This is a genomic window from Pseudomonas sp. FW305-3-2-15-C-LB1, from assembly GCF_058787615.1.
Map to the genome: position 1 here is coordinate 100,864 of NZ_JBYSZX010000012.1, position 23,582 is coordinate 124,445.

A 23,582-nucleotide genomic window follows, 5' to 3' on the forward strand; every position below is an offset into this window, starting at 1 on the left:
TCTTTCGTCTTGTTGCGCCTTCCAATCATAAAATCGGAGCTTCAGATGTCTACGCCGTCCAACGTCGTTGAGGGTTCCCGCGTCACGGTCGCTTTCGCTGAACTGGTCGCGCTGTTGCAAGAGGTGTTCGTACGGCACGGTACGTCCCTTGAAGTCGCGGCGATCCTCGCCCACAACTGTGCCAGTGCTGAACGCGATGGCGCCCACAGCCACGGCATTTTCCGTATTCCCGGCTACATCAGCACCCTGGCCAGTGGCTGGGTAAATGGCAAGGCCGTGCCCCAGGTGACCGATGTCGCCTCAGGGTTTGTGCGCGTGGACGCCGCCAACGGCTTTGCCCAGCCGGCGCTCGAAGCCGCACGTGCGCTGCTGGTGGAGAAAGCCCGCAGTGCCGGCATTGCCCTGCTGGCGATCCATAACTCCCACCACTTCGCCGCCCTGTGGCCGGATGTCGAGCCGTTCGCCGAAGAAGGCCTGGTGGCCCTTAGCGTGGTCAACAGCATGACCTGCGTGGTGCCCCATGGCGCCGACCGCCCGTTGTTCGGCACCAACCCCATCGCCTTTGCCGCGCCTCGCGCCGATGGCTTGCCGATTGTGTTTGACCTGGCCACCAGCGCCATCGCCCACGGTGATGTTCAGATCGCTGCGCGCAAAGGCGAGCGCCTGCCGCCGGGCATGGGCGTCGACAGCCTGGGCCAGCCGACCCAGGACCCCAAGGCGATCCTCGAGGGCGGCGCACTCCTGCCGTTTGGCGGGCACAAAGGGTCGGCGTTATCGATGATGGTCGAACTGCTGGCAGCAGCGTTGACCGGCGGCAATTTCTCGTTCGAGTTCAATTGGGCCGATCATCCGGGGGCGCGCACACCCTGGACCGGCCAACTGTTGATCGTGATCGACCCGAGCAAGACCGCCGGGCAAGCGTTTGCCGAGCGCAGCCAGGAGCTGGTGCGGCAGATGCATGCGGTAGGGTTGCGGCGTTTACCGGGGGATCGGCGCCATCGCACACGGGCGAAGTCGCAGGAGCAGGGGATCGAAGTCGATCGCAAAGAGTTGGAGCACTTGCGGGAAATCGCGCAAGGTTGAACAGGGCTGCGCCGCTGGCGCAGCCCCTGTAGCCGCTTAGTTGCGACGACCGAGCAGCAGGCCGACCACCAGGCCAAACCCTGCGGAAATCGCCACGGTCTGCCATGGGTGACCACCGATGTAGGTTTCGGTGGCATCCACCACCGGCTTGCTGCGCTCGCGCACATTGGACACCGAGTCCAGGGCTTGCTTGAGCTTGATGGCGACCTGCTCGCGCAGGGTTTCGCCTTCTTCGCCTACCAGGGAAGCGCTGCTCTTGAGCAGTTTGTCCGATTCTTCGATCAGCGCGGTGAGTTCGCTGAAGGCTTGGTCCTTGATTTGGTCTTCGACGGCTTGGGCAGCGGTTTTGCGGGCCATTGTGTGACTCCTTGTGAGTGAATGTGGCAGTGAACAATGGAGTATTGGCCAGCGGCAAAAGTTGCAGTTTTTTTGCCGCTGCCTGTTCTTGAGCAAAATCCGAATCAGGAAATTTCGACCTACAGTGTAAGATGTCGCCTATTTGTGCAGCAGGTAATTCAACATGAGCTTCAATCTCGCCAACAAGACCCTCGCCGAACGCGCCGAGCTGGAAGATGAAAAGTCCCGCCTCTATGACCTGTGGCAGACCAACCTGGGCAAGGCCAAGGGCGAAGCTGCACGCTTGTTCGGTGAGCGCGCCAAGCGCAAGGGCAAGTGGGCCGAATGGGTTCGCGCAGAGCTTGACGGCATGTCGCCGCCGGAGTTTTCCAACATGGTGCGCAGCGAAGTCAACAAGCTGATGGCGGCCAACAAGTAAAGCCCGCCACGATGGCTTCACGCACTTTCAACAACAGCGGATCCAGCTGCGCCTGGGTGCGCCAGCCCAGCTCCACCGGGTAGCGCGGCAGTGCCAGCGGGCAGGGCAATACGCGCAGGCCGGTCATCTCGGCAATGGCCTGGGCCGCATGCCCTGGAATGGTCGCCACGGCTTGGCTGCCCTTGAGCAAAAAGGGCAGTGCGGCAAAGTGGCTGGTCGACGCGCACACCTGGCGGCTCAGGCCCTGCGCCGCCAGGCCTTCATCGGTGATGCCGATAAACCCGCCTGACGACACCAAAATATGCTCACGCGTGACAAACTCGTCCAGGCTGATGTGTGCCTGGTCCGAATCCACCAGGCAACGATAATCACCTTCCCCCAGCACCTGGCGGCTCAGCCTGCCCTGGGCAAAACCGCCGGCGGTGATTGCCAGGTCAAGGGTGCGGTCGAGCAGGGCGCCGGCGACGATCTGGCTGTGGGTCTGACGGAAAATCACCCGCAGTTTGGGCGCACGTTGTGCAATCGCTTCGATCAATCGGCGGCCGTAGGCCACCTCGAAATCATCGGATAACCCAAGCACCACTGAGCGGCCCTGATACTGCTGGTTATCCGGGTTGACCATTGCCAGGCTCTGCCGACAGCGGTCCAACGCCTCACTGATCACCGGTTTCAACTGGTTGGCTCGCAACGTCGGCGCCAGGCCGCGCCCGGTACGCACGAACAATTGATCCCCGTACACCTCGCGCAAGCGCCGCAACCCCGCGCTGATCGCCGATTGCGTGACGCCCAGGCGCAAGGCTGCGCGACTGGCACTGGACTCGTCGTGCAACGCTTCGAAGGTTTTCAGCAGGTTGAGATCGACCTGGTCGATATTTGTTTGGCTCATATCATTCAGCACTGAAGTGGGCTTTATTCATGATCGAGGCTGGCGGGAGAATGGGCAACCCCCTTTACCTGGAGTGATCGTGATGCCTGTTTCTACTGTGGCGGCCCTGCAAATCGGTTCCTTGCCCGGCGGCAAGGGTGAAACCCTGGCGCAAATCCTGAGTTATGAGGACCAGATCCTGCGCAGCGGCGCGCAATTGGTGGTGATGCCTGAAGCGCTGCTGGGTGGTTATCCCAAGGGCGAGGCGTTCGGCACACAGTTGGGTTACCGCCTGCCGGAAGGCCGCGAAGCCTTTGCCCGTTACTTTGCCAATGCCATCGATGTCCCAGGTGTGGAAACCGAGGCGCTGGCCGGCTTGTCCGCACGTACCGGCGCCAGTCTGGTGCTTGGCGTGATCGAGCGCAGTGGCAGCACCCTGTATTGCACCGTGCTGTACTTCGAGCCGGCGGGCGGCCTGGTGGCCAAGCACCGCAAGCTGATGCCCACCGGCACCGAACGGCTGATCTGGGGCAAGGGCGACGGTTCGACACTGCCGGTGATCGACACCGCAGTGGGCCGTGTCGGTGGCGCAGTGTGCTGGGAAAACATGATGCCGCTGCTGCGTACGGCGATGTATGCCAAGGGCGTGGAAGTGTGGTGCGCGCCGACGGTGGATGAGCGCGAGATGTGGCAGGTGAGCATGCGCCATGTGGCTCACGAAGGGCGTTGCTTTGTGGTGAGTGCCTGCCAGGTGCAGGCCTCGCCCGAGGCGTTGGGGGTCGAGATCGCCAACTGGCCGGCAGACCGCCCGTTGATCGCGGGCGGCAGCGTGATTGTCGGGCCGATGGGCGACATTCTCGCCGGGCCGCTGCTGGGAGAAGCCGGGCTGCTGACGGCGCAAATCAATACGGATGACTTGGTACGCGCGCGGTATGACTATGACGTGGTGGGGCATTATGCCCGGCCGGATATCTTCGAGTTGGTGGTGGACGAGCGCGCCAAGCCCGGCGTGCGCTACCTGACGGATTGAGCAAAATCCTGTGGCGAGCGGGCTTGCCCCGCGTTGGGTGGCGAAGCCGCCCTGAAGCCAGCGACCGTTTTTGTCTGACACTGTGTGGAGCCTGGGCTGGGGCTGCTACGCAGCCCAACGCGGGGCACGCCCGCTCGCCACAAGTGGGCCGCGTCAATTACCAGGTGGCGGTATTGGGCAGGTCAAGCGTGCCACGGTCCACAAAGCGCATCGTGCCGAACAGCCCGCCCGCCAGTTTGCCCCGCAGCACGTACGGCAGGTTGTTCAGGCTCTGGGTCTGGCTCAGGCCCAGGGTCTGACGCAACACGGAAAACGCCGAAACACTCACCGGCACCCTCAGGACCGTCTCGGAAAATCGCGGGATGGAGCCGCTCTGGTCACTCACCCCCGACGCCAACGGTCGGCCATTGACCTCCAGGTCCAGGGCCACGCCGTTGTAGTCGATCGCCGTTTCATTGGGGTTCTGCACCCGCAGTTTCACGGCGAAGCGCACTTCCAGGTCCTGGCTTTGCAGGGGCTCGATGCCCACTACGTTGATGTTCACCGGATCACGGTCGGGGAACAGCGCACAGGCGCTCAAGGTCAGCAGCAACAGCGATAGAACCATGAGCCTGCGCATACAAAGGTGCTCCTATTTCGTGACGTCCGGGTCCTGCATCACTTTGAGGGTAGAGGACTCCGGATCAAATTCATCTTCTTCCAGCTCTATGAACTCTTCCGGCAGGAAAATGTTCAGCACGATTGCACAGAAAGCGCCCACGGTGATCGGCGACTCGAAGATGTTGTGCAGCGCCTTGGGCAGCTCGCGCAATACTTCCGGCACGGCAGCGACGCCCAGGCCCATGCCGAGGGAGATCGCCACGATCAGCACATTGCGCCGATGCAACCCGGCTTCGGCAAGGATCTTGATCCCAGCGACGGCCACGGTGCCGAACATGATCAGGGTGGCGCCGCCCAGTACCGGCTTGGGCATCAGTTGCAGCACCGCGCCGATCATCGGGAACAGCCCCAGCAGCACCAGCAGGCCGGCAATGAAGTACGCCACGTAGCGGCTGGCTACGCCGGTCAACTGGATCACCCCGTTGTTCTGGGCGAAGGTCACCATCGGCAGGCTGTTGAAGGTGGCGGCCATCGCCGAATTGAGACCGTCGGCCAGCAGGCCGGACTTGATGCGCTTGATATACAGCGGGCCCTTGACCGGCTGTTGGGAAATCATCGAGTTGGCCGTCAGGTCACCGGCTGCTTCCAGCGGCGAGATCAGGAAGATCACCGCCACCGGGATAAACGCCACCCAGTCGAACGAGAACCCGTACTTGAACGGCACCGGCACACTGATCAACGGCACCTCAGGCAGCGCCGCCATGTCCACGCGGCCCAGCAGCCAGGCCACGACGAAGCCCAGGGTCAGGCCGATCACGATCGAACCCAGGCGCAGGAAGGGGTTATTGAAGCGGTTGAGCACCACGATGGTCAGCAGCACCAGCGCCGCCAGGCCCATGTTGCTCGCCGCGCCGAGGTCGCTGGCGCCAAACCCGCCGGCCATGTCAGTAACCGCCACCTTGATCAGCGACAAGCCCATCAGCGTGATGATGGTGCCGGTGACCACCGGGGTGATCAGCTTGCGCAGCTTGCCGATGAACTGGCTGAGCACCACCTCGATAAACGCGGCGAAAAAGCAGATGCCAAAGATCGTCGAGAGGATTTCGTCAGTGCCGCCGCCCCGGGCCTTGACCATGAAGCCCGCGCTGAGAATCACGCTGATAAACGAAAAACTGGTGCCCTGCAGGCACAACAGCCCCGAGCCGATCGGGCCGAAGGTGCGTGCCTGCACAAAGGTGCCGAGCCCCGACACGAACAGCGCCATGCTCACCAGGTATGGCACTTCGCTTTCCAGGCCCAGCACGCCGCCGACGATCAGGGTGGGGGTGATGATCCCGACGAAACTCGCCAGCACATGCTGCAGCGCGGCAAATAGGGCGGCGGTGAAGTGCGGGCGGTCTTCCAGGCCGTAGATCAGGTCGGATTTATAGCGGGGGCGCGGGGCTTGAGCGTCAGACAAAATGCGGGCTCGGGTCAGAAAATGGAGGCGCAGGATGCCAGAAACTGCCTGTCGTCAGAAGTGTAAAAAAATATTTATAAAGCCCCTGCGGGAAACCGCAGCGCCTGCCGATAGCGTGGTTAGGCCCACATACTAATGACAACGGTGGTGACCAAGGTCTGGGCAGTGCGTTGACGCTGACAGATCGTTTCGCGGCAGGGACGCGCGCAGACACTACTTTTGAGAGCTCCCCCATGTCCATCCGTAATCTGAATATCGCTCCTCGCGCTTCTCTCGGTTTCGCGTTTATTGCTGTGTTAGTGGTTGTATTGGGGGTATTTGCGGTCAACCGTATGACGCTGATCCGCCAGGCCTCGGTGGACATGAGTACCAATCAACTGCCAAGCGTGACGTCACTGTCGGTGATCACCGAAAACGTGCTGCGTATGCGCATCCTTTCGTTCCGCGTGCTGGTCAACCGTGAGCCTGCCGGCCTTCAGGAAGCTGAAGTGCGTATCGGCGTGCTGGCCGACAAGGTGAAGACTGCCCAGGCCAGTTACGCAGCCTTGCCTGCCGGGCCCGAGGAGGCCGCCCTGTACAAGGTATTCACGACCACCCTGGACAACTATCTCAAGGCTCAGGCCGAGATGCTGGCGCTGTCCAGGCAGAACAAGGTCGATGAGATGCGCACCTTGATCAACACGCGGATCAAGGACGGCACCGACCAGATGGGCGAACAGCTGAACAAGCTGATCGCCATCAACGCGGCGGATGCCAAGCAAGCCAACGAGGAAGCCGGGCAAAACTACAGCAGTGCCATCACTGGCGCTATTGTCGTTTCGGTTGCCGCCGCATTGCTCACGGTATTGCTGGCCTGGCTGCTGACCCGCAGCATCGTTGCGCCCTTGCGCAAAGCCGTGGAGGTGGCCGAAACCATTGCCGGTGGCAACCTGACCAAGACCATTGAAGACGACGGCAAGGACGAACCGGCGCGCTTGCTCAACGCCTTGTCGACCATGCAAGGCAACCTGCGCCAGACCATCCAGCACATTGCCGGGTCGGCCACCCAGCTGGCGTCTGCCGCTGAAGAGCTGAGTGCGGTCACCGAGGAAGCCTCCAAGGGCCTGCAACAACAGAATAATGAAATCGACCAGGCCGCTACGGCGGTCAACGAGATGACTGCGGCGGTGGAAGAAGTGGCGCGCAACGCGGTGTCCACCTCCGAGGCGTCGACCCAGTCCAACCAGGCGGCGCGGGAAGGGCGCGACCGCGTGGTGGAAACCGTCGGCGCGATCCAGACCATGACCCAGGACGTGCAGAACACTGCCGCGATGATCGAAGGCCTGGCCACCCAAGGCCGGGACATTGGCAAGGTGCTGGACGTGATCCGCGCGATTGCCGAACAGACCAACCTGCTGGCGCTTAACGCTGCCATCGAAGCGGCACGTGCCGGTGAGGCTGGGCGTGGCTTTGCGGTGGTGGCCGACGAAGTGCGGGCATTGGCCCACCGCACGGCGCAGTCGACCCAGGAGATCGAGAAAATGGTCGCCGGTATCCAGAACGGCACCGGTGAAGCCGTGCAGTCCATGCAGCAGAGCAACCAGCGCACCCAGGACACCCTGGAAATGGCCCGCGCCGCCGGGGTGGCCCTGGAGCAGATCACCCAGTCCATCAGCCTGATCAACGAACGCAACCTGGTGATCGCCAGCGCCTCGGAAGAACAGGCCCAGGTGTCCCGCGAAGTGGACCGCAACCTGGTCAATATCCGTGACCTGGCGACCCAGTCGGCGGCGGGTGCCAACCAGACCAGCGCGGCCAGCCATGAGCTGTCGCGGTTGGCGGTGGACCTGAATGGGATGGTGGCCAGGTTCGTTATTTAGCTGGCTGAAATGTGATTTAAATGTGGGAGGGGGCTTGCCCCCGATCTGGGTGGATCAGTTATAGATAAGTCGACTGATACACCGCCATCGGGGGCAAGCCCCCTCCCACATTTGTTCTGTGTTGTGTCAGCGCTACTGTTTCCAGGCGCCTGGGTTCACCAGGTTTTTCGGTTTTTCACCCGCCAACGCCTGCAACAGATTATCCACTGCACATTTGGCCATGGCTTCCCGCGTCTCATGGGTGGCCGAGCCGATATGCGGCGTGGCCACCACATTGTTCAAGCGTAACAACGGCGAGCCATGATTCAGCGGCTCCTGCTCGAACACATCCAACCCCGCCGCTCGAATCGTGCGTTGTTGCAACGCCTGCACCAGTGCCGCCTCATCCACCACCTTGCCCCGTGAGATATTGATAAAGATCGTCTCCGCGCCCATCAGTGCGAATTGTTCGGCGCCAATCAACTTCTCGGTTTCAGCGGTGAGTGGCAGCGTCAGGCAGACAAAGTCGGCCTGTTGCAGCAATTCGTTCAAGCTGCGGTACTGCGCGCCAAAACGGGCCTCCACCGCAGGCTTGGGCGAATGGCTGTGGTAGATCACCGGCATGCCGAAGCCAAAATGCCCGCGCTGGGCCAACGCTTCGCCGATGCGGCCCATGCCGATGATGCCGAGGGTCTTGCCATGCACGTCGCTGCCGAAATGCGCCGGGCCGATGTTTTTGCTCCACTGGCCTGCGCGCACCATGTCGGCCAGTTCGACCACACGGCGCGCGGTGGCCAGGATCAGCGCAAAACCGGTGTCGGCGGTGGTCTCGGTGAGCACATCCGGGGTGTTGCTGAGCAGGATGCCGCGCTCGGTGAGGTAGTCGATATCATAGTTGTCGACGCCCACCGACACGCTCGCCACCGCCTCCAGTCGTGGCGCCAGGTCCAGCAGCCTGGCGTCCAGGCGCAGGCTTGCGCCCAACAGGCCGTGGGCGCCGGGCAGGGCGGCGCGCAACTTGGCCAGGCCGGTCTCGTCCAACGCTTCGATCAGCGTGATCTCGGCCTGTTCATGCAGGCGGGCCATCAACGGTGCCGAGAGTTTCTTGTACAACACGACAGACTTTTTCATGCGGTCTTTACCTTCAATTCCGGGTTGGGCGCCGGCGTACGGTCACTGGCGCCGGGCTTGAGAAAAATCGTCAGCACCACCGACAGCAGCAACGCGCCGCTCATCAGCAGGTAAGAGGCGCCGGGCGAACCGGTGCTGCTATTGAGATAGCCCACCAGGTACGAGCCGCCGAATGAACCCAGGGCGCCCATGCTGTTGATCAGTGCCATGGCGCCCCCGGCGACGTTGGCCGGGAGAATTTCCGGGACGATGGCGAAAAACGGTCCGTACGGCGCATACATGCACGCGCCGGCAATGACCAGCAGGGTGTAGGACCACCAGAAGTGTTCGGCACCGAGTACATAGGACGCGTAGAACGCGATGGAGGCGATCAACAACGGCGGCCATACGAAGCGCTTGCGTTTTTGCAGCTTGTCCGAGCCCCACGACACCACCAGCATGCCGATCACCGCCGCCAGGTAAGGCAGCGCCGACAGCCAGCCGGCTTCGACCATGTCCATCTGCAAGCCTTGCTTGAGGATCGACGGCAGCCACAGTACAAAGCCATACACGCCGATGCTCCAGCAAAAGAACTGCAGCGCCAGGATGATCACCTTGGGCGAGCGGAACGCTTCGGCATAGTTCTTCACCGCCTTGATCCCGACTTGCTCGGCGGCCAGCGCGGTTTCCAGGTCCTGTTTCTCGGCGTCGCTCAGCCACTTGGCATCCTTTGGACGCTCATCGGCCAGCTTCCACCAGATAAACGCCCACAGCACGGCCGGCAGGCCTTCGATGATAAACATCCAGCGCCAGCTGAAATGCTGCACCAGATAGCCCGACACCACTGACATCCACAGCATGGTCACCGGGTTGCCGAGGATCAGGAACGTATTGGCGCGCGAGCGCTCGGCACGGGTGAACCAGTGGCACAGGTACACCAGCATCGCCGGCATCACGGCGGCTTCGACCACGCCGAGCATGAAGCGAATCACGATCAGCATGTAGGCGTTGGACACCACGCCGGTCAGGGTGGCCAGGCCGCCCCACAGGATCAGGCTGACGAAGATCAGCTTCTTGACGCTACGCTTCTGCGCATAGATCGCCCCCGGCACCTGGAAGAAAAAGTAGCCGAGGAAGAACAGCGCCCCCAGCAACGACGACATACCGGGGGTGATCATCAGGTCTTCGGCCATCCCGGAGGCGGCGGCGAAGCCATAGTTGGCGCGGTCCAGGTACGCCAGGCTGTAGGTGATAAAAACGATGGGCATGATGTACCACCAACGGCGGGTGGCGAGTTTCACGGTGTCCATGGGGTTGCTCCTGAGCTTGTTGTAGTTGTGGCAACAGGGAATGGGTCAGGCAACGGATCGAATCGGTAACTCTGAACGCGTGGGCAAGCCTTCCATATCGCCACGGCTCTGCACGGCGCGGCTGCCGATCCAGTTGCCGCGCTGCACCGCCTCGGGAAAGCTGAGGTTTTCCAGCAGGGCGCTGATCATGCCCACGGCAAAACCGTCGCCGGCGCCAACGGTGTCGACCACCTTGTCCACTCGCACGGCGGCGATGAAGCCCTGGTCCATCTGGGTGCGGTAATAGGCGCCGTCCGGGCCAAGCTTGATCGCCACGGCTTCGGCGCCTTGGTCGAGGTAGAACGCGGCGATATCGGCCGGGTCATCGAAGCCGGTCAGTAGGCGACCTTCGCCCAGACCCGGCAGGACCCAATCGGCCAGGCCAGCGAGGGCGTTGATTTCACGGATCATCGTCTGTTGGTTGGCCCACAGCGATGGGCGCAGGTTGGGATCGAACGACACGCTGCGCCCGGCCTTGCGCATCTGGGTCATCAGCTCGGCGGACAACTCGCGGGTGGCGGCGGACAACGCTGGCGGAATGCCGGTGGCATGCAGATGGCGGGCTTGCAGCAGGGCAGGGCTGATGGCTGCGACGGACAAGTGGCTTGCTGCCGAGCCTTTGCGGAAATACTCGACCTGAGGGTCATCACCCGTTTCTTCACGGGACTTGAGCTGAAAGCCGGTGGGGTGCAACGGGTCGACCGCCACATGCCGGCAGTCCAGGCCTTCTTTGTTCAAGGTATCGACCACAAAGCGCCCGAGGGAGTCATTGCCGACCCGGCTCAGCCAGGCCACGTTGAAGCCCAGGCGTGACAGGCCGATGGCGACGTTGCTGTCCGCCCCGGCAATGCGCTTGTGAAACTGCGCCACTTGCGCCAGGTCGCCGGTCTGTTCGGCGACGAACATCGCCATGGTCTCACCAAACGACAGGATATCGATCTCAGACATGGGCATTCTCCACACGCGGTTGGCCAAGGATGGCGAGGGCGGCAATGTGCCGGGTGGTGACCTCGACCAGGTCATCGCCTTGCAGCGGGAATTCCACCGCCCGGGTAATCCCTTGAGTCATATGCTTGAGCAGTTGTTCCCACAGATGCAGGTCGGTGGCGCCCGGCGGCACAGCGACCAGCTTGCCGTCCGGGCGCCGGGCCACGGCCTTGCAGTGCAGGTAATCCACATGCCGGCCCAGCAGGCGTGCAGCGGTTAGAGCGGATTGGTCTTGCCATTGCCAGTTGCCGATGTCGAAGGTCATCTTCACCGGCAGGCCCAGGCGTTCCACTTCGGTGAAGAAGCGCTGCAGGGGTTCGATGCGGCCGCCGTGCAGGGTCTGGTCGTTCTCTACCAACAGGCGGACCGGGTGGCGGTTGAGCAGGGCGTGCAGGCTTTCCAGGTCGTTGGTGTCGGTGAAGTAGCCGAGGGAGACTTTCAGCCAGCGTGAGCCAAACGCCTGCGCCCGATCCAGGGTGGCCGCGAGTTCGGCATTCGCTTGGGCGCGGCCGGCGACCCACAGTTCCAAAGGCGATGAGAACACCGACTTCAAATCCTGTTGCGCTGCTGCCTGGGCCAGTTCGGTGGGCTGTTCGTCCGTTAAAAGCTCTTCGCGCCACTCGATGCACTGGGCGCCGGCGGCGGCGAGGACTTCGACGAAACTAAGCTGGCCCTGCTGACGTACCAGCTCGGCGCCGTAGCTGGAAAGGCTGATGGAGACGGGGTATTGATGCATTGTTGTTTACCTCTGAAACCGGTTTCATTTTTGTTCAAAATTTTTTAGAGAGGCCGGGTCGAGCCACGGACGATCAGCTCGGGCAGGAAATCCAGGGTACGTGTTGGCTCGGTATCGCCGCGCAAGCGCTTGAGCAGGCAATCGAATGCCGTTGCACCGATGGATGCGGTCGGCTGGGCGAGGGCGGTAATACCCGTGCCTACCAGCGGGTACCAGTCCAGGTCATCCAGGGCGATCAGGCCGATGTCGTCGAACAGGTTGCAACCCAGGTTCTTCAATGCACGGGTGCAGGCCAGCGCCGCGACGCCGTTGGCACAGAACAGTGCCTTGGGGCCAGGTTTGGCAAGAAAGGTGTGCAGGTGTTGTTGCAGTGTTTCATCCAACGCCAGCACAGCGCCGGTCAATGCCGGGCGGCTGGCGATTTCAGCCTTGAAACTGTCCAGGCGCTCCAGGCGCGAACTGGTGCCATCGGTGGCTTCACTGACCATCAGCACATCGCGGTAACCCTGTCGCTCCAGATGTTCTACAGCCATACGCACCGCCGCCGGGTTGTCCAGGCCGACCAGGTCGCTGTGCAACGGCTCGACCTTGCGGTCCACCAGCACCAGGGGCATTTCCCGCTGCAGTTCCAGCAGTTGGTCGAGGTGATGGCCGAGGGTGTTCACGATCAACCCTTCGATGTTGTACGAACGCAACGCTGCCAAGTGCTGGCGTTCTTGCTCGTCGTCACGGTCGGTGTTGCATACCACCAGGCTGTAGCCGTGTTGACGGCAAGCGGTTTCGACACCGTGCATCACGGCAATGGAATAGGGGTTGCGGATATCGGCCACCAGCATGCCGATCAGGCGCGTGCGCCCGCGTTTCAAGCCGCGGGCCATCTGGTTGGGGTGGTAGCCGAGTTCGTCAATGGCCTGTTCGATGCGCAGGGCGATGGCATCGGAGAGCAGGGCGCGGTCGTCGCCGATAAAGCGCGACACACTGGCCTTGGATACGCCAGCGCGCTCGGCGACGTCGAGCATGGTCACGCGGCTGCGCTGGGCGGCGGAAAAGTTGTTCACGGTCATCGACCTTCTTTTCTTATTGGAATGACTGAAACCGGTTTCAGGAAAACACTAAACCAGCAAAGTCGTCAAGAAGATGCAGGGCAAGGCCAGATGATCGGTACGTTCAGACCAGCACACCCAACCAGGTCGCGGCCAATAGCAGCAGGGCCATACACTGGTTGAAACGTTGCATGGCCGTGGCCGAACGAAACACCCGTGAGGCGCCGGCCCCTATCAGCGCCCAAGTGCCCAGGCAAGGTATCGATATCAGGAAAAACACCAGGGACAACTGCACCACCTGGCTTTGGCGCTCGGCACACTGACCGGCAAATATACTCACCACCGCGAGCGCCATCATCCAGGTTTTCGGGTTGATCAATTGCAGGCTGGCTGCGCCAATCAGGCCGAGGGGCTTTTCGCGGGTATTCACTTCGATGGCTTGAGCGGGTGCTCTGAAGATCTGCCAGGCCAAGTAGCTCAGCCAGGCGACGCCGGTCAATTGCATGGCCGTTTGCACCTTGGGCAAATGCACCAGGGATTGGCCCATGCCGGTTCCCACTAGCAATACAAGGCCGGCAGCCCCGGCGCAGGCGCCGAAAATAATGGGCAACGCGGCTCTCAAGCCATACTGCGCGCTGTTACTCAGCACCAGGATATTGGTAGGGCCTGGTGTGATCGAGGCGACAAAGGCAAACAACATGAACGGCAACATGGCAGGTGACTCCGACAAACCGAAAGATGGCGTCGATCTTCCCGGGCCGGTATGTCATCTGTCTGGAAGATTTGAGCAGCGTTTGCGGTAGGCGGCGGGCGTCAGACCGTAGGCACGCATGAACCAGCGGCCCAAGTGGCTCTGGTCGGCAAAGCCCAGGGCAATCGCGACATCGGCGGGTTGCTCGCCCTTGGCCAGCAAGTGCCGGGCGTGGGCCAGACGCAGTTGCACCAGATACGCGTGGGGTGGCAAACCAAAGGCGCTCTTGAACGCACGGGTCAGGCGGAAACGGTCGACGCCGCAGGCCAGGGCCAGTTCGTCCATGCCCACGTCCACGTGCAGATGAGCGTGCAGGTATTCCCGCGCCTTGTGCGCAACCAGTGGCAATCGCGGGTCTTCGCGGTAGCGGATGCGCCAGTAGAGTTGGCCGGTGAGGCGCTCCAACAGATGGTCCATGGCGCGCTGGCGCACGATGCGCAGTTCGCCGGCGTGCAGGGTCTGGAAAGCTTGAGTGGTGGCGATGGCCAGGCGCGGGTCGCTGGTCAAGGTATTGGCGAAACTCAGTTGGCTATCGAGTGGTGCCTCTTCAAACACTGCGCTCACTTCCCGCGCCAACCACTGTGGGTCGAGGTAGAGCATGTGGTAGGTAAAGCCGTCTGCGGTGGGTGCGTCGCCGTCATGCAGTTCGCCGGGCTCCACCAGGAACACCTGGCCGGGCACGCTGTTGTGGCGGGTACGGCGACAGTTGAATTGCTGCACGCCTTGCTCGGTCACGCCGATCAGGTAGCTGTCGTGCCAATGCGGATCGTAGGCGTGGCCTTCGAAATGCGCGCGCAGGGTCTCGATGCCGGTGTCGGCGTCCTGGGACAGATCGATCCAATTGTGCGCGGCCATAAATCACCGAAGCGGACTAGGTGAGGCTATTAGCGCCCAGCGCCGTGTGAAGGTCTAGAAGGTTTGTGCAGCCTCAACCGAACAGCCCGGCGGCGATATTGATCGAGAACCCCAGGATCGCGGTGTTGAACAGAAACCCGATCAACGACTGCCCCAGCACCACTTTGCGCATGCTTCGCGTGGCCACACCCACATCGGAGGTCTGCACCGCCACGCCGATGGTGAACGAGAAGTACAGGAAGTCCCAGTAATTGGGGGTCGTCAGCCCTTCGGCAAAGCGCAGCGCCGGTTCCTTGCCGTCCCAGGTGTAATACAGGCGCGCGTAATGCACGCTGAAGATCACCCCGATCAGCAACCACGAACCGATCACCGTCAGCCCGGTAAAGCCGTAGTGCAGCAGGCGTTCGGAAGTGGCCAGGTCCTTGCTGCCGACCAGTTCGAAGGTGATGGTCGCCAGGCTGGCGATGGCGGCGATGCACACGGTGAACAGGACCAGGCCGGCGTTTTCATCTTCGACCTCGGCGATGCGCTTCACGTCTTCGGCCTTGGCGCGACGGGTCAGCCACAGCATCAGCACCAGGTAGGTCCAGACCCCGGCGTTCCAGCCAATCAGGATTTTGCTGACGAGGGTGTCGGCCGGCGCCAGGATGCCCACGGCAATACCCAGCACGGCGGCGGCGGAGAGGCGAGGGTGGGTGCGGGCGAGGAACGGCATGGCGGCTCACAATGAAATGTCTCTGCGAGCACCATAGCGCATTCTTTAGTCCCTGACTGACTGCGTCGAACACTCCTTTTTGTCAGTTGCACGTCCTGGCCATCAAACATGGCGGTTACAGCCGTGCTTATTCAACGTGACGGATGGCGCCGTCCCTGAGTTTGACTGCGGGGTAGTGCGCGACAGGAACCAAGATGGCTTCAAACGTCGCATCAAGCATTTTACGTGTAGGGTCCCACACGAAGGTTATGCTTCCGCTACCGGCATGGCGGGTAGGATAGCCGTACCGTTCGTAGGTGAGCTGCGAAGGGTTGCCAGGACCAACCGGTATGGCTGTTCCACCATTCCCAGGGTTATTGACCGTGATGATGAATTCTCCGGCTGAGTTTCCAGTGCCCGGTGCCTCAATACGCAGCAATTGGCTCGTATGGATTACTGTTAAGTCTTCGCTGACAAAAAAACTGTTTCCAATGCCTACCGCCAGGTACCCGTTGGAAAGCAGTAAGCCTGAGTGTTCGCTCATGGGAAGCTTCTCTTTACTGATCGTTCGGATTGAACAAAGGCACACTAAAACGAAAAAGAACCCTGCGAAACTGTCAACATTGACAGTTTGTAAGGGCTCTTTTCAGTGGGCTTGCGTCGGTTGACGTCAATCAGTCGCGGCGCTTTTTAACCAACTTCATCACCACCACAAAAAACACCGGCACAAACACCACCGCCAGCGTCGCCGTGATCATGCCGCCGATCACGCCGGTACCAATCGCTTGCTGGCTGGCGGAACTGGCGCCGGTGGCAATCGCCAACGGCACCACGCCGAGGATGAACGCCAGCGAGGTCATGATGATCGGGCGCAAGCGCAAGCGCGCAGCCTTCAGGGTGGCGCTCATCAGGTCTTCACCCTGGTCGTACAGGTCCTTGGCGAATTCGATGATCAGGATCGCGTTTTTCGCCGACAGCCCGATGATGGTGATCAGGCCCACTTTGAAGAACACATCGTTGGGCATCCCCCGCAACGCCACGGCCAGTACCGCGCCGAGCACGCCGAGCGGCACCACCAGCAACACCGAGGTGGGGATCGACCAGCTTTCATACAGCGCTGCCAGGCACAGGAATACGATCAGCAGCGACAAGCCCAGCAGTATCGGGGCCTGGGAGCCGGACAGACGTTCCTGCAACGACAACCCGGTCCATTCCTGGCCCAGGCCGGCGGGCAATTGGCTGACCAGGCGCTGGATCTCGTCCATGGCCTCACCGGTACTGTGTCCCGGAGCGGCTTCGCCGGAAATCGCGATGGCCGGGTAGCCGTTGTAGCGGGTCAACTGGGTCGGGCCCTGGGTCCATCTGGCTTCGACAAAGGCGGACAGGGGCACCATCTTGCCGGCGTTGTTGCGCACGTTGATCTTCATCAAGTCCGCCACCTGGCTGCGTTGGTCGCCTTCGGCCTGCACCACCACCCGCTGCATGCGGCCCTGGTTGGGGAAGTCGTTGATATAGGCCGAACCGACGGCCGAGGACAGTACATTGCCGACGTCGGCAAACGACACGCCCAGGGCGTTGGCCTGCTTGCGGTCCACTTCCAGCTGCACTTGCGGTGCTTCGGCCAGGGCGCTTTCGCGCACGTTGGCCAGGATCGGGCTTTTCTCGGCGGCGGCCAGCAATTCAGTACGCGCCGCCATCAGTGCGGCATGGCCGACGCCACCCCGGTCTTGCAGGCGGAACTCGAAGCCGCTGGACGTGCCCAGGCCGTCCACTGGAGGCGGCAGGATGGCGTAGGCGACCGCATCTTTCAGTTCGCTGAAGGCCATGTTGGCGCGGTCGGCAATCGACGATGCGGAGTCATCGCTGCTGCGCTGCGACCAATCCTTGAGCGTGGTAAACGCCAGCGCTGCGTTCTGCCCCGAACCGGAGAAGCTGAAACCCATGATCATGGTGGTATCACCCACCCCAGGCTCTTCGGCGTTGTGCGCTTCGATCTGCTCGGCCACCTGCACCGTGCGATTCTTGCTCGCCCCCGGCGGCAACTGGATATCGGTGATGGTGTAGCCCTGGTCTTCCACCGGCAGGAACGAGGAGGGCAGGCGACTGAACATCCAGCCCAGGCCCACCAGCAATACCAGGTAGATCAGCAGGTAACGGCCACTGCGCTTGAGGGCATAGGCCACCCAGCCTTCATAGCGGTCGGTGAGGCTTTCAAAACGCTGGTTGAACCAGCCGAAGAAACCGCCCTTGGCATGGTGCTCGCCCTTGGGGATCGGCTTGAGCAAGGTGGCGCACAGGGCCGGGGTCAAGGTCAGGGCGAGAAACGCCGAGAACAGGATCGAGGTGGCCATCGACAGCGAGAATTGCTGGTAGATCACCCCCACCGAACCGGCCATGAACGCCATCGGCAGGAACACCGCCACCAGCACCAGGGTGATGCCGATGATGGCGCCGGTGATCTGGCCCATGGCTTTTTTCGTCGCTTCCTTGGGCGACAGGCCCTCGGTGGCCATGATGCGCTCGACGTTTTCCACCACCACAATCGCGTCGTCCACCAGAATGCCGATAGCCAGCACCATGCCGAACATGGTCAGCACGTTGATCGAAAAGCCCAGCAGCAACATGGTGGCAAAAGTGCCCATCAGCGCAATCGGCACCACCAGCGTCGGGATCAGCGTATAGCGCACGTTTTGCAGGAACAGGAACATCACCGCGAACACCAGCGCCATTGCCTCAAGCAGGGTGTAGACCACCTTGGTGATCGAGACCTTGACGAACGGCGAAGTATCGTACGGAATCTTGTACTCCACATTGGCCGGGAAATAGCGCGACAGCTCGTCCATCTTGGCTCGCACCAGGGTGGCGGTGCTCAACGCGTTGGCGCCGGGCGACAGCTGTACGCTGACGGCGGTGGAGGGCTTGCCGTTGAGGCGCGTGGAGAACTGGTATTCCTGGCTGCCGACTTCCACCCGCGCCACATCGCCGATGCGCACGGTGGAGCCGTCCGGGTTGGCCTTGAGCACGATGTCGGCGAACTCGGCCGGCGTCGACAACTGGCCCTTGACCAGGATCGCCGCGGTGATTTCCTGGGTATTGGTACCCGGCAAGTCACCGATGCTGCCCGCCGAGACCTGGGCGTTCTGCGCGCTGATCGCCGCGTTCACATCGGCCGGCGTGAGGTTGAAACCGATCAGCTTCTGCGGGTCGATCCAGATCCGCATGGCACGCTCGGCGCCGTACAGCTGGGCCTTGCCCACACCGTCCAGGCGCTTGAGCTCGTTCATCACGTTACGCGCCAGGTAGTCGCTGAGCGCCACGTCATCGAGCTTGCCGTCGTTGGACGTGAGGGTCACCAGCAGCAGGAAGCCGGCGGAGACTTTCTCCACCTGCAAGCCTTGCTGGGTAACGGCTTGCGGCAGGCGCGGCTCGACCGCTTTGAGGCGGTTCTGCACATCGACCTGGGCCATTTCCGGGTTGGTGCCCGGTTGGAAGGTGGCGGTGATGGTGGCCGAACCCAGGCTGCTCTGGGATTCGAAATACAACAGGTGATCGGCGCCGTTGAGCTCCTGCTCGATCAGGCTCACCACGCTTTCGTCCAGGGTCTGCGCCGATGCACCGGGGTACACCGCGTAGATCTCTACTTTCGGCGGCGCGACGTTGGGGTACTGCGCCACCGGCAACTGCGGGATGGCCAGCAAGCCGGCCAGCAGGATAAACAGGGCGACCACCCAGGCGAAGATCGGGCGGTCAATAAAGAACTGCGGCATGGCGGGTTATTCCTTTACGAGCGGGCTGTCGTCCACTTCAACTTTTTCACCGGGGCGCGCGTGCTGCAGGCCTTCGACGATGATGCGGTCACCGGCTTTGAGACCGCTGCTGACGATCCAGCGATCGTTGACCACCGCGCCCAACTCCACCGGCTGCTGGCTCACGGTCTGCTCGGCGTCCAGCAGCAAGACCATCGGGATACCGGCGCTGTCACGGGTGATGGCGCGTTGCGGCACGCTGATGCCTTGCTTGTCGACGGCTTGCTCCAGGCGCACCCGTACAAAGCTGCCGGGCAGCAGGTCGAGGTCCGGGTTGGGGAACTCGCTGCGCAGGATGATCTGCCCGGTACCCGGGTCGACGCTGATCTCGGCGAACAGCAACTTGCCCGGCAGTGGGTACAGGCTGCCGTCGTCCTCGATCAGGGTGGCCTTGGCCTGGTCCTGGCCGACTTGCTTCAGGCTGCCGGCACGGAAGGCGCGGCGCAGGTCGTTCAGCTCGCGGTTGGACTGGGTCAGGTCGGCATGGATCGGGTCCAGTTGCTGGATGATCGCCAGCGGCGTGGCCTCGTTCTGCCCGACCAGCGCGCCTTCCGTCACCAGCGCCCGGCCGATGCGCCCGGAAATCGGCGCGGTCACAGTGGCGTAACCCAGGTTCAAGCGGGCGCGTTCCACGGCTGCCTTGTTGGCGGCGACTTCGGCGTTGGTCTGGCGTACGGCGGCGCGGGCGTTGTCGTAGTCCTGGCCGCTGATGGCGTTGCCTTCCACCAATTGGCTGTAGCGCTGCTCCTGCAGGCGCGCCTTGAACGCATCCGCCTCGGCCTTGCTCAGGTTGGCCTGGGCGCTGTCGAGGTCGGCCTTGAAGGGCGCGGGGTCGATGCGAAACAGCACGTCGCCCTGTTTCACGTCATGGCCTTCCTTGAACACCCGTTGCATCACCACGCCGGCGACCCTTGCGCGCACTTCGGCGATGCGCGGCGCGGCAATGCGCCCGCTCAGTTCGCTGCTGATCGACAGGGGCTTGGCTTCCAGGGTTTCGATGCGCACTTTGGCCAGGGGCATTTGCGGCGCTTCGGCGGCGGAGTCGCCACACGCGCTCAGGGCCAGGGTGAGGGCCAGCAGGCAAAATGGCGCAAACAGATTCTTCGACATGCTCTTATCCCAATATTGACTGGCGCATCCTAAAGTCACCTGCGCCGTGGTGCTGTGAAGCTGTGTAGCGGGTCTGTGAAGAAATGTAAGGTGCGGCGCGCGGGGCGCCGGGGGCGTATATCCTTGCACAATCCTGCAAACATGGAGATGCCATGTGGGAGGGGGCTTGCCCCCGATAGCGGTGTATCAGTCGAAATACGCTTCACTGAGCCACCGCTATCGAGGGCAAGCCCCCTCCCACATGGGATTTGTGTACGACCAACAACTGTATTTTCTGGAAACACCTTTATGCCCAACATCCTTCTGGTGGAAGACGACGCCGCACTCTCCGAGCTGATTGCCAGCTACCTGGAACGCAATGGCTACCACGTCAATGTGCTCAGCCGTGGCGACCATGTCCGTGAGCGCGCACGCCTGAACCCGCCGGACCTGGTGATCCTCGACCTGATGCTGCCCGGCCTCGACGGCCTGCAGGTGTGCCGCCTGCTGCGTGCCGACTCGGCGGGCCTGCCGATCCTGATGCTCACCGCCCGCGATGACAGCCACGACCAGGTGCTGGGCCTGGAAATGGGCGCCGACGACTACGTGACCAAGCCCTGCGAGCCACGTGTACTGCTCGCCCGCGTCCGCACCTTGCTGCGTCGCAGCAGCCTGTCCGAGCCCCAGGTGGCCAACGACCAGATCATCATGGGCAACCTGTGCATCGACCTGTCGGAGCGCACCGTGACCTGGCGCGATCTGGCGGTGGAGTTGTCCAGCGGCGAATACAACCTGCTGGTGGTGCTGGCGCGGCATGCCGGTGAAGTGCTCAGCCGCGACCAGATCCTGCAACGCCTGCGCGGCATCGAGTTCAACGGCACCGACCGCTCGGTGGACGTGGCCATCTCCAAGCTGCGTCGCAAGTTCGACGACAACGCCGGCGAGGCGCGCAAGATCAAGACGGTGTGGGGCAAGGGCTACCTGTTCAGCCGTTCCGAGTGGGAATGCTGAGCCATGTTTCGTGTATTGCTGCGCCTCTACCTGATCACCATCGTCACCTACAGCCTGGCGATCTATTTGATCCCTTCGTTGGTGATCCAGCTGTTCGAACACCGCTACATGAACTACAACATCGAGCAGACCCGCGGCCAGCAAAAGCTGATCGTCAAGCAATATCAGCGGGCGCCGGTAGAGCGTTGGTCACAGGTGACCGAGCAACTGGGCCGCGATTTTGCGCCGCTGAAAGTGCAATTGCTGTTGCGCCAGGACGCCAGCTACACCCCGGCGGAAGAACAGCTGCTGGAGCAGGGCAAGTCGGTGGTGCGCCTGGGCGAATGGGGCTGGATGGAGCAGATCAGCTCGCCGATCAATGAGCAATTCGTGGTCAAGCTGACCATTCCGCCCGACCCGATGGACATGAACGTGCTGTATTGGGCGATCAACGTGCTGATCGTCGCCGCGCTGCTGGCCTGCCTGCTCATATGGCTGCGTCCGCACTGGCGCGACCTGGAACGCCTGAAAAGCACCGCCGGGCAACTGGGCCAGGGTAACCTGGCTGAACGCACCGGTCTTCCGGCCAGTTCCAGCATCGGCAGCCTGGCATCGGTGTTCGACGCCATGGCCGACGACATCGAGCACCTGCTCAACCAACAGCGCGATCTGCTCAACGCCGTTTCCCATGAACTGCGCACACCGCTCACGCGCCTGGATTTCGGCCTGGCCCTGGCGTTGTCCGAAGATTTGCCCGAGGCCAGCCGCGAACGCCTGCACGGCCTGGTGGCACATATCCGCGAGCTGGATGAACTGGTGTTGGAGCTACTGTCCTACAGCCGCCTGCAAAACCCGGCGCAACTGCCGGAGCGGGTCGAGGTGGTGCTCGATGAGTTTATCGACAGCGTGCTGGGCAGCGTCGACGACGAACTGGAAAATCCCGAGATCGTCATCGATGTCGCGCTCGACTGTGCCGTGGAGCGCTTCAGCCTCGACCCGCGCCTCACCGCCCGCGCTTTGCAAAACCTGCTGCGCAACGCCACACGTTACTGCGACAAGCGCATTCAGGTCGGCGTAAAGGTCTGCGCCAAGGGGTGTGAAATCTGGGTGGACGATGATGGCATCGGCATCCCGCTTGACCAGCGTGAACGCATCTTCGAACCGTTCTACCGCCTGGACCGCAGCCGTGATCGCGCCACCGGCGGTTTCGGCCTGGGCCTGGCCATCAGCCGGCGCGCCCTGGAAGCCCAGGGCGGCACCTTGACGGCGTTGGCGTCGCCATTGGGTGGTGCGCGGTTCCGGTTGTGGTTGCCCAGCGCCGGCTGATCAGAGCACCTTGACCGCACGGCCGATCGCCTGGATCGGCCCGGTGGGCTTGCCGGTCGGCGAGCCCTGTGAGTCTTCCAGGGTCAGTTCGAACAGCTGGTTCTGTGTCAGCGGCGGCAGTTGGTCCAGCGGCACCGACAGTGTCTGGCCCGGCTTGACCAGCCCCAGGGACACCGGCCCCTGCCAGCCATCACCTTTGGTCCAGAACTGCAGGGCCTTGTCGCCCGGCACGTCCATCACGCCCAATGGAATCAATTGGATCTGCTGGTCATTGCTGGCCTGGATCACCCAGCCCGGCGCCTGGCTTTGCGGGGCGACCAACACGACCACAAAGCTGGGTTCAAGGACAGGCGGACGCGTCAGCAGCAGCGCGGCGAGGACCAGCGTGGTGACCATCCCGGCACCGGCCAGGCTGCGCCATACGGCGAGCAGGTTCCACCAGGGGGGGCGGGCACTTGCCGTGTGGCGCTCGATGCGTCGCCATAATTCAGCGGAGGGGGGCACGGGCTCCGCCAAGGCGGTCAGCGGCAACAGACGCTGCTCCCAGGCGTCCACTGCGGCACGCAGTTCGGCGTCGTGCTGGAGACGTTGTTCCACCTCGGCGCGCTGTTCGCCGGGCAGGGTGCCCAGCACGTATTCGCCGGCCAGTTCGTCCAGAGGGGTGCTCATGCCATGCACTCCCGCAGCGCGGCGAGGCTACGTTTGATCCAGGCTTTGACGGTCCCCAGCGGGGCGTCCAGTTTCCGGGCGATTTCGCTGTGGGAAAAACCGTCGACATAGGCATGCAGGATGCACGTGCGACGGGTCGGGTCGAGCTGCTCCAGGCAGGTATGGACTTGCCCGGAGCGTGTGCTGAATTCAACAGTGTCGGTGGCTGCGACCTGCTCGTATTCATCGCCCAGCGGCACTTCACGGTAGTGGTTGCGAACCACATTGAGCGCCAGGTGCCGGGTCACGCTGAACACCCAGCCACGGGCCGAACCGCGGCTGGGGTCGAAACTGCCGGCACCACGCCAGATATTGATGAACGCGTCGTGCACGATGTCTTCGGCCAGCGCTTTTTCGCGCACGATGCGCAAAGCCACGCCGAGCAAGCGACTGCTGTCCTGCTCGTAGAGCTGGCGCAAGGCGCGTTGCTCGCCGCGGGCGCAGGCCCGCAGGCAAGCTTCGTAATCAAACACGTGGTGCTCCCCCCC

23 protein-coding genes are annotated in these 23,582 nt (G+C 62.5%); 6 read left to right on the forward strand and 17 right to left on the reverse strand.

Annotation, left to right across the window (positions count from 1 at the left end; genetic code table 11):
- The first annotated feature begins 45 nt into the window (after positions 1–45).
- The gene (locus AC3WP7_RS21725; protein WP_071490636.1) at positions 46–1,083 is read left to right on the forward strand and encodes an Ldh family oxidoreductase; all 1,038 of its coding nucleotides are present in this window, start codon (positions 46–48) and stop codon (positions 1,081–1,083) included.
- A gap of 36 nt (positions 1,084–1,119) precedes the next feature.
- On the opposite strand, the gene AC3WP7_RS21730 is transcribed toward AC3WP7_RS21725, so the two are convergent.
- Positions 1,120–1,440, reverse strand: coding sequence for an ElaB/YgaM/YqjD family protein (locus AC3WP7_RS21730; RefSeq protein WP_016979401.1), 321 nt, complete (start codon positions 1,438–1,440; stop codon positions 1,120–1,122).
- Between the two features lie 163 nt (positions 1,441–1,603).
- On the opposite strand from AC3WP7_RS21730, the gene AC3WP7_RS21735 reads away from it, so the two are divergent.
- On the forward strand, positions 1,604–1,858 hold the full coding sequence (locus tag AC3WP7_RS21735; protein ID WP_058424873.1) for a hypothetical protein: 255 nt from the start codon (positions 1,604–1,606) through the stop codon (positions 1,856–1,858).
- Here AC3WP7_RS21735 and AC3WP7_RS21740 read toward each other — a convergent pair.
- Positions 1,830–2,744 carry a LysR family transcriptional regulator gene (locus AC3WP7_RS21740; RefSeq protein WP_092248988.1) on the reverse strand — a complete coding sequence of 305 codons (915 nt, stop codon included), beginning with the start codon at positions 2,742–2,744 and terminating at the stop codon, positions 1,830–1,832. The genes AC3WP7_RS21735 and AC3WP7_RS21740 overlap by 29 nt on opposite strands.
- 82 nt (positions 2,745–2,826) lie before the next feature.
- Between AC3WP7_RS21740 and AC3WP7_RS21745 the strand changes: the two genes are divergently transcribed.
- On the forward strand, positions 2,827–3,753 hold the full coding sequence (locus AC3WP7_RS21745; RefSeq protein ID WP_102592816.1) for a carbon-nitrogen hydrolase family protein: 927 nt from the start codon (positions 2,827–2,829) through the stop codon (positions 3,751–3,753).
- 157 nt (positions 3,754–3,910) lie between these two features.
- Here AC3WP7_RS21745 and AC3WP7_RS21750 read toward each other — a convergent pair whose 3' ends face one another.
- Positions 3,911–4,372 carry an LEA/WHy family protein gene (locus AC3WP7_RS21750; protein ID WP_092248995.1) on the reverse strand — a complete coding sequence of 154 codons (462 nt, stop codon included), beginning with the start codon at positions 4,370–4,372 and terminating at the stop codon, positions 3,911–3,913.
- Positions 4,373–4,384: 12 nt separating this feature from the next.
- The gene (locus tag AC3WP7_RS21755) at positions 4,385–5,812 is read right to left on the reverse strand and encodes a nucleobase:cation symporter-2 family protein (protein ID WP_092248998.1); all 1,428 of its coding nucleotides are present in this window, start codon (positions 5,810–5,812) and stop codon (positions 4,385–4,387) included.
- Between the two features lie 233 nt (positions 5,813–6,045).
- Between AC3WP7_RS21755 and AC3WP7_RS21760 the strand changes: the two genes are divergently transcribed.
- Complete coding sequence (locus AC3WP7_RS21760; protein ID WP_093127591.1) at positions 6,046–7,671, forward strand: methyl-accepting chemotaxis protein; 1,626 nt, start codon at positions 6,046–6,048, stop codon at positions 7,669–7,671.
- Positions 7,672–7,803: 132 nt separating this feature from the next.
- Here AC3WP7_RS21760 and AC3WP7_RS21765 read toward each other — a convergent pair whose 3' ends face one another.
- The 11 genes from AC3WP7_RS21765 to AC3WP7_RS21815 all read right to left on the reverse strand — a co-directional run bounded on the left by AC3WP7_RS21765 (position 7,804) and on the right by AC3WP7_RS21815 (position 20,091).
- A complete protein-coding gene (locus AC3WP7_RS21765) occupies positions 7,804–8,781 on the reverse strand; it encodes an NAD(P)-dependent oxidoreductase (RefSeq protein WP_102592815.1) in 978 nt (325 codons plus the stop codon).
- Positions 8,778–10,070 (reverse strand): MFS transporter, encoded by a 1,293-nt coding sequence (locus AC3WP7_RS21770; RefSeq protein WP_071490628.1) that lies wholly within the window; start codon positions 10,068–10,070, stop codon positions 8,778–8,780. The genes AC3WP7_RS21765 and AC3WP7_RS21770 overlap by 4 nt, the downstream gene beginning before the upstream one ends.
- Positions 10,071–10,115: 45 nt before the next feature.
- Positions 10,116–11,057 (reverse strand): sugar kinase, encoded by a 942-nt coding sequence (locus AC3WP7_RS21775; RefSeq protein ID WP_093127600.1) that lies wholly within the window; start codon positions 11,055–11,057, stop codon positions 10,116–10,118.
- Positions 11,050–11,832 carry a sugar phosphate isomerase/epimerase family protein gene (locus AC3WP7_RS21780; RefSeq protein ID WP_102592814.1) on the reverse strand — a complete coding sequence of 261 codons (783 nt, stop codon included), beginning with the start codon at positions 11,830–11,832 and terminating at the stop codon, positions 11,050–11,052. Before AC3WP7_RS21780 ends, AC3WP7_RS21775 begins: the two co-directional genes overlap by 8 nt.
- Positions 11,833–11,876: 44 nt before the next feature.
- Complete coding sequence (locus AC3WP7_RS21785; RefSeq protein ID WP_102592830.1) at positions 11,877–12,890, reverse strand: LacI family DNA-binding transcriptional regulator; 1,014 nt, start codon at positions 12,888–12,890, stop codon at positions 11,877–11,879.
- 109 nt (positions 12,891–12,999) lie between these two features.
- Positions 13,000–13,587 (reverse strand): LysE family translocator, encoded by a 588-nt coding sequence (locus AC3WP7_RS21790; RefSeq protein ID WP_102592813.1) that lies wholly within the window; start codon positions 13,585–13,587, stop codon positions 13,000–13,002.
- A gap of 54 nt (positions 13,588–13,641) precedes the next feature.
- A complete protein-coding gene (locus tag AC3WP7_RS21795) occupies positions 13,642–14,481 on the reverse strand; it encodes an AraC family transcriptional regulator (protein WP_092249015.1) in 840 nt (279 codons plus the stop codon).
- A 73-nt stretch (positions 14,482–14,554) separates the two neighbouring features.
- Entirely contained in the window at positions 14,555–15,196 is a 642-nt protein-coding gene (locus tag AC3WP7_RS21800) for a DUF1345 domain-containing protein (RefSeq protein ID WP_102592812.1), read from the reverse strand.
- Between the two features lie 127 nt (positions 15,197–15,323).
- A complete protein-coding gene (locus tag AC3WP7_RS21805; RefSeq protein ID WP_092249018.1) occupies positions 15,324–15,719 on the reverse strand; it encodes a hypothetical protein in 396 nt (131 codons plus the stop codon).
- Between the two features lie 130 nt (positions 15,720–15,849).
- The gene (locus AC3WP7_RS21810) at positions 15,850–18,942 is read right to left on the reverse strand and encodes a multidrug efflux RND transporter permease subunit (RefSeq protein ID WP_102592811.1); all 3,093 of its coding nucleotides are present in this window, start codon (positions 18,940–18,942) and stop codon (positions 15,850–15,852) included.
- Between the two features lie 6 nt (positions 18,943–18,948).
- On the reverse strand, positions 18,949–20,091 hold the full coding sequence (locus AC3WP7_RS21815) for an efflux RND transporter periplasmic adaptor subunit (protein ID WP_058424858.1): 1,143 nt from the start codon (positions 20,089–20,091) through the stop codon (positions 18,949–18,951).
- Positions 20,092–20,379: 288 nt separating this feature from the next.
- Between AC3WP7_RS21815 and AC3WP7_RS21820 the strand changes: the two genes are divergently transcribed.
- Together AC3WP7_RS21820 and AC3WP7_RS21825 are read left to right on the forward strand one after the other, a co-directional pair.
- A complete protein-coding gene (locus AC3WP7_RS21820; protein ID WP_092249023.1) occupies positions 20,380–21,081 on the forward strand; it encodes a response regulator in 702 nt (233 codons plus the stop codon).
- 3 nt (positions 21,082–21,084) lie between these two features.
- Entirely contained in the window at positions 21,085–22,386 is a 1,302-nt protein-coding gene (locus AC3WP7_RS21825; RefSeq protein WP_092249025.1) for an ATP-binding protein, read from the forward strand.
- Here AC3WP7_RS21825 and AC3WP7_RS21830 read toward each other — a convergent pair whose 3' ends face one another.
- Entirely contained in the window at positions 22,387–23,055 is a 669-nt protein-coding gene (locus AC3WP7_RS21830; RefSeq protein ID WP_102592810.1) for an anti-sigma factor, read from the reverse strand.
- A complete protein-coding gene (locus tag AC3WP7_RS21835) occupies positions 23,052–23,567 on the reverse strand; it encodes a sigma-70 family RNA polymerase sigma factor (RefSeq protein WP_093127629.1) in 516 nt (171 codons plus the stop codon). Before AC3WP7_RS21835 ends, AC3WP7_RS21830 begins: the two co-directional genes overlap by 4 nt.
- Positions 23,568–23,582: the final 15 nt, after the last annotated feature.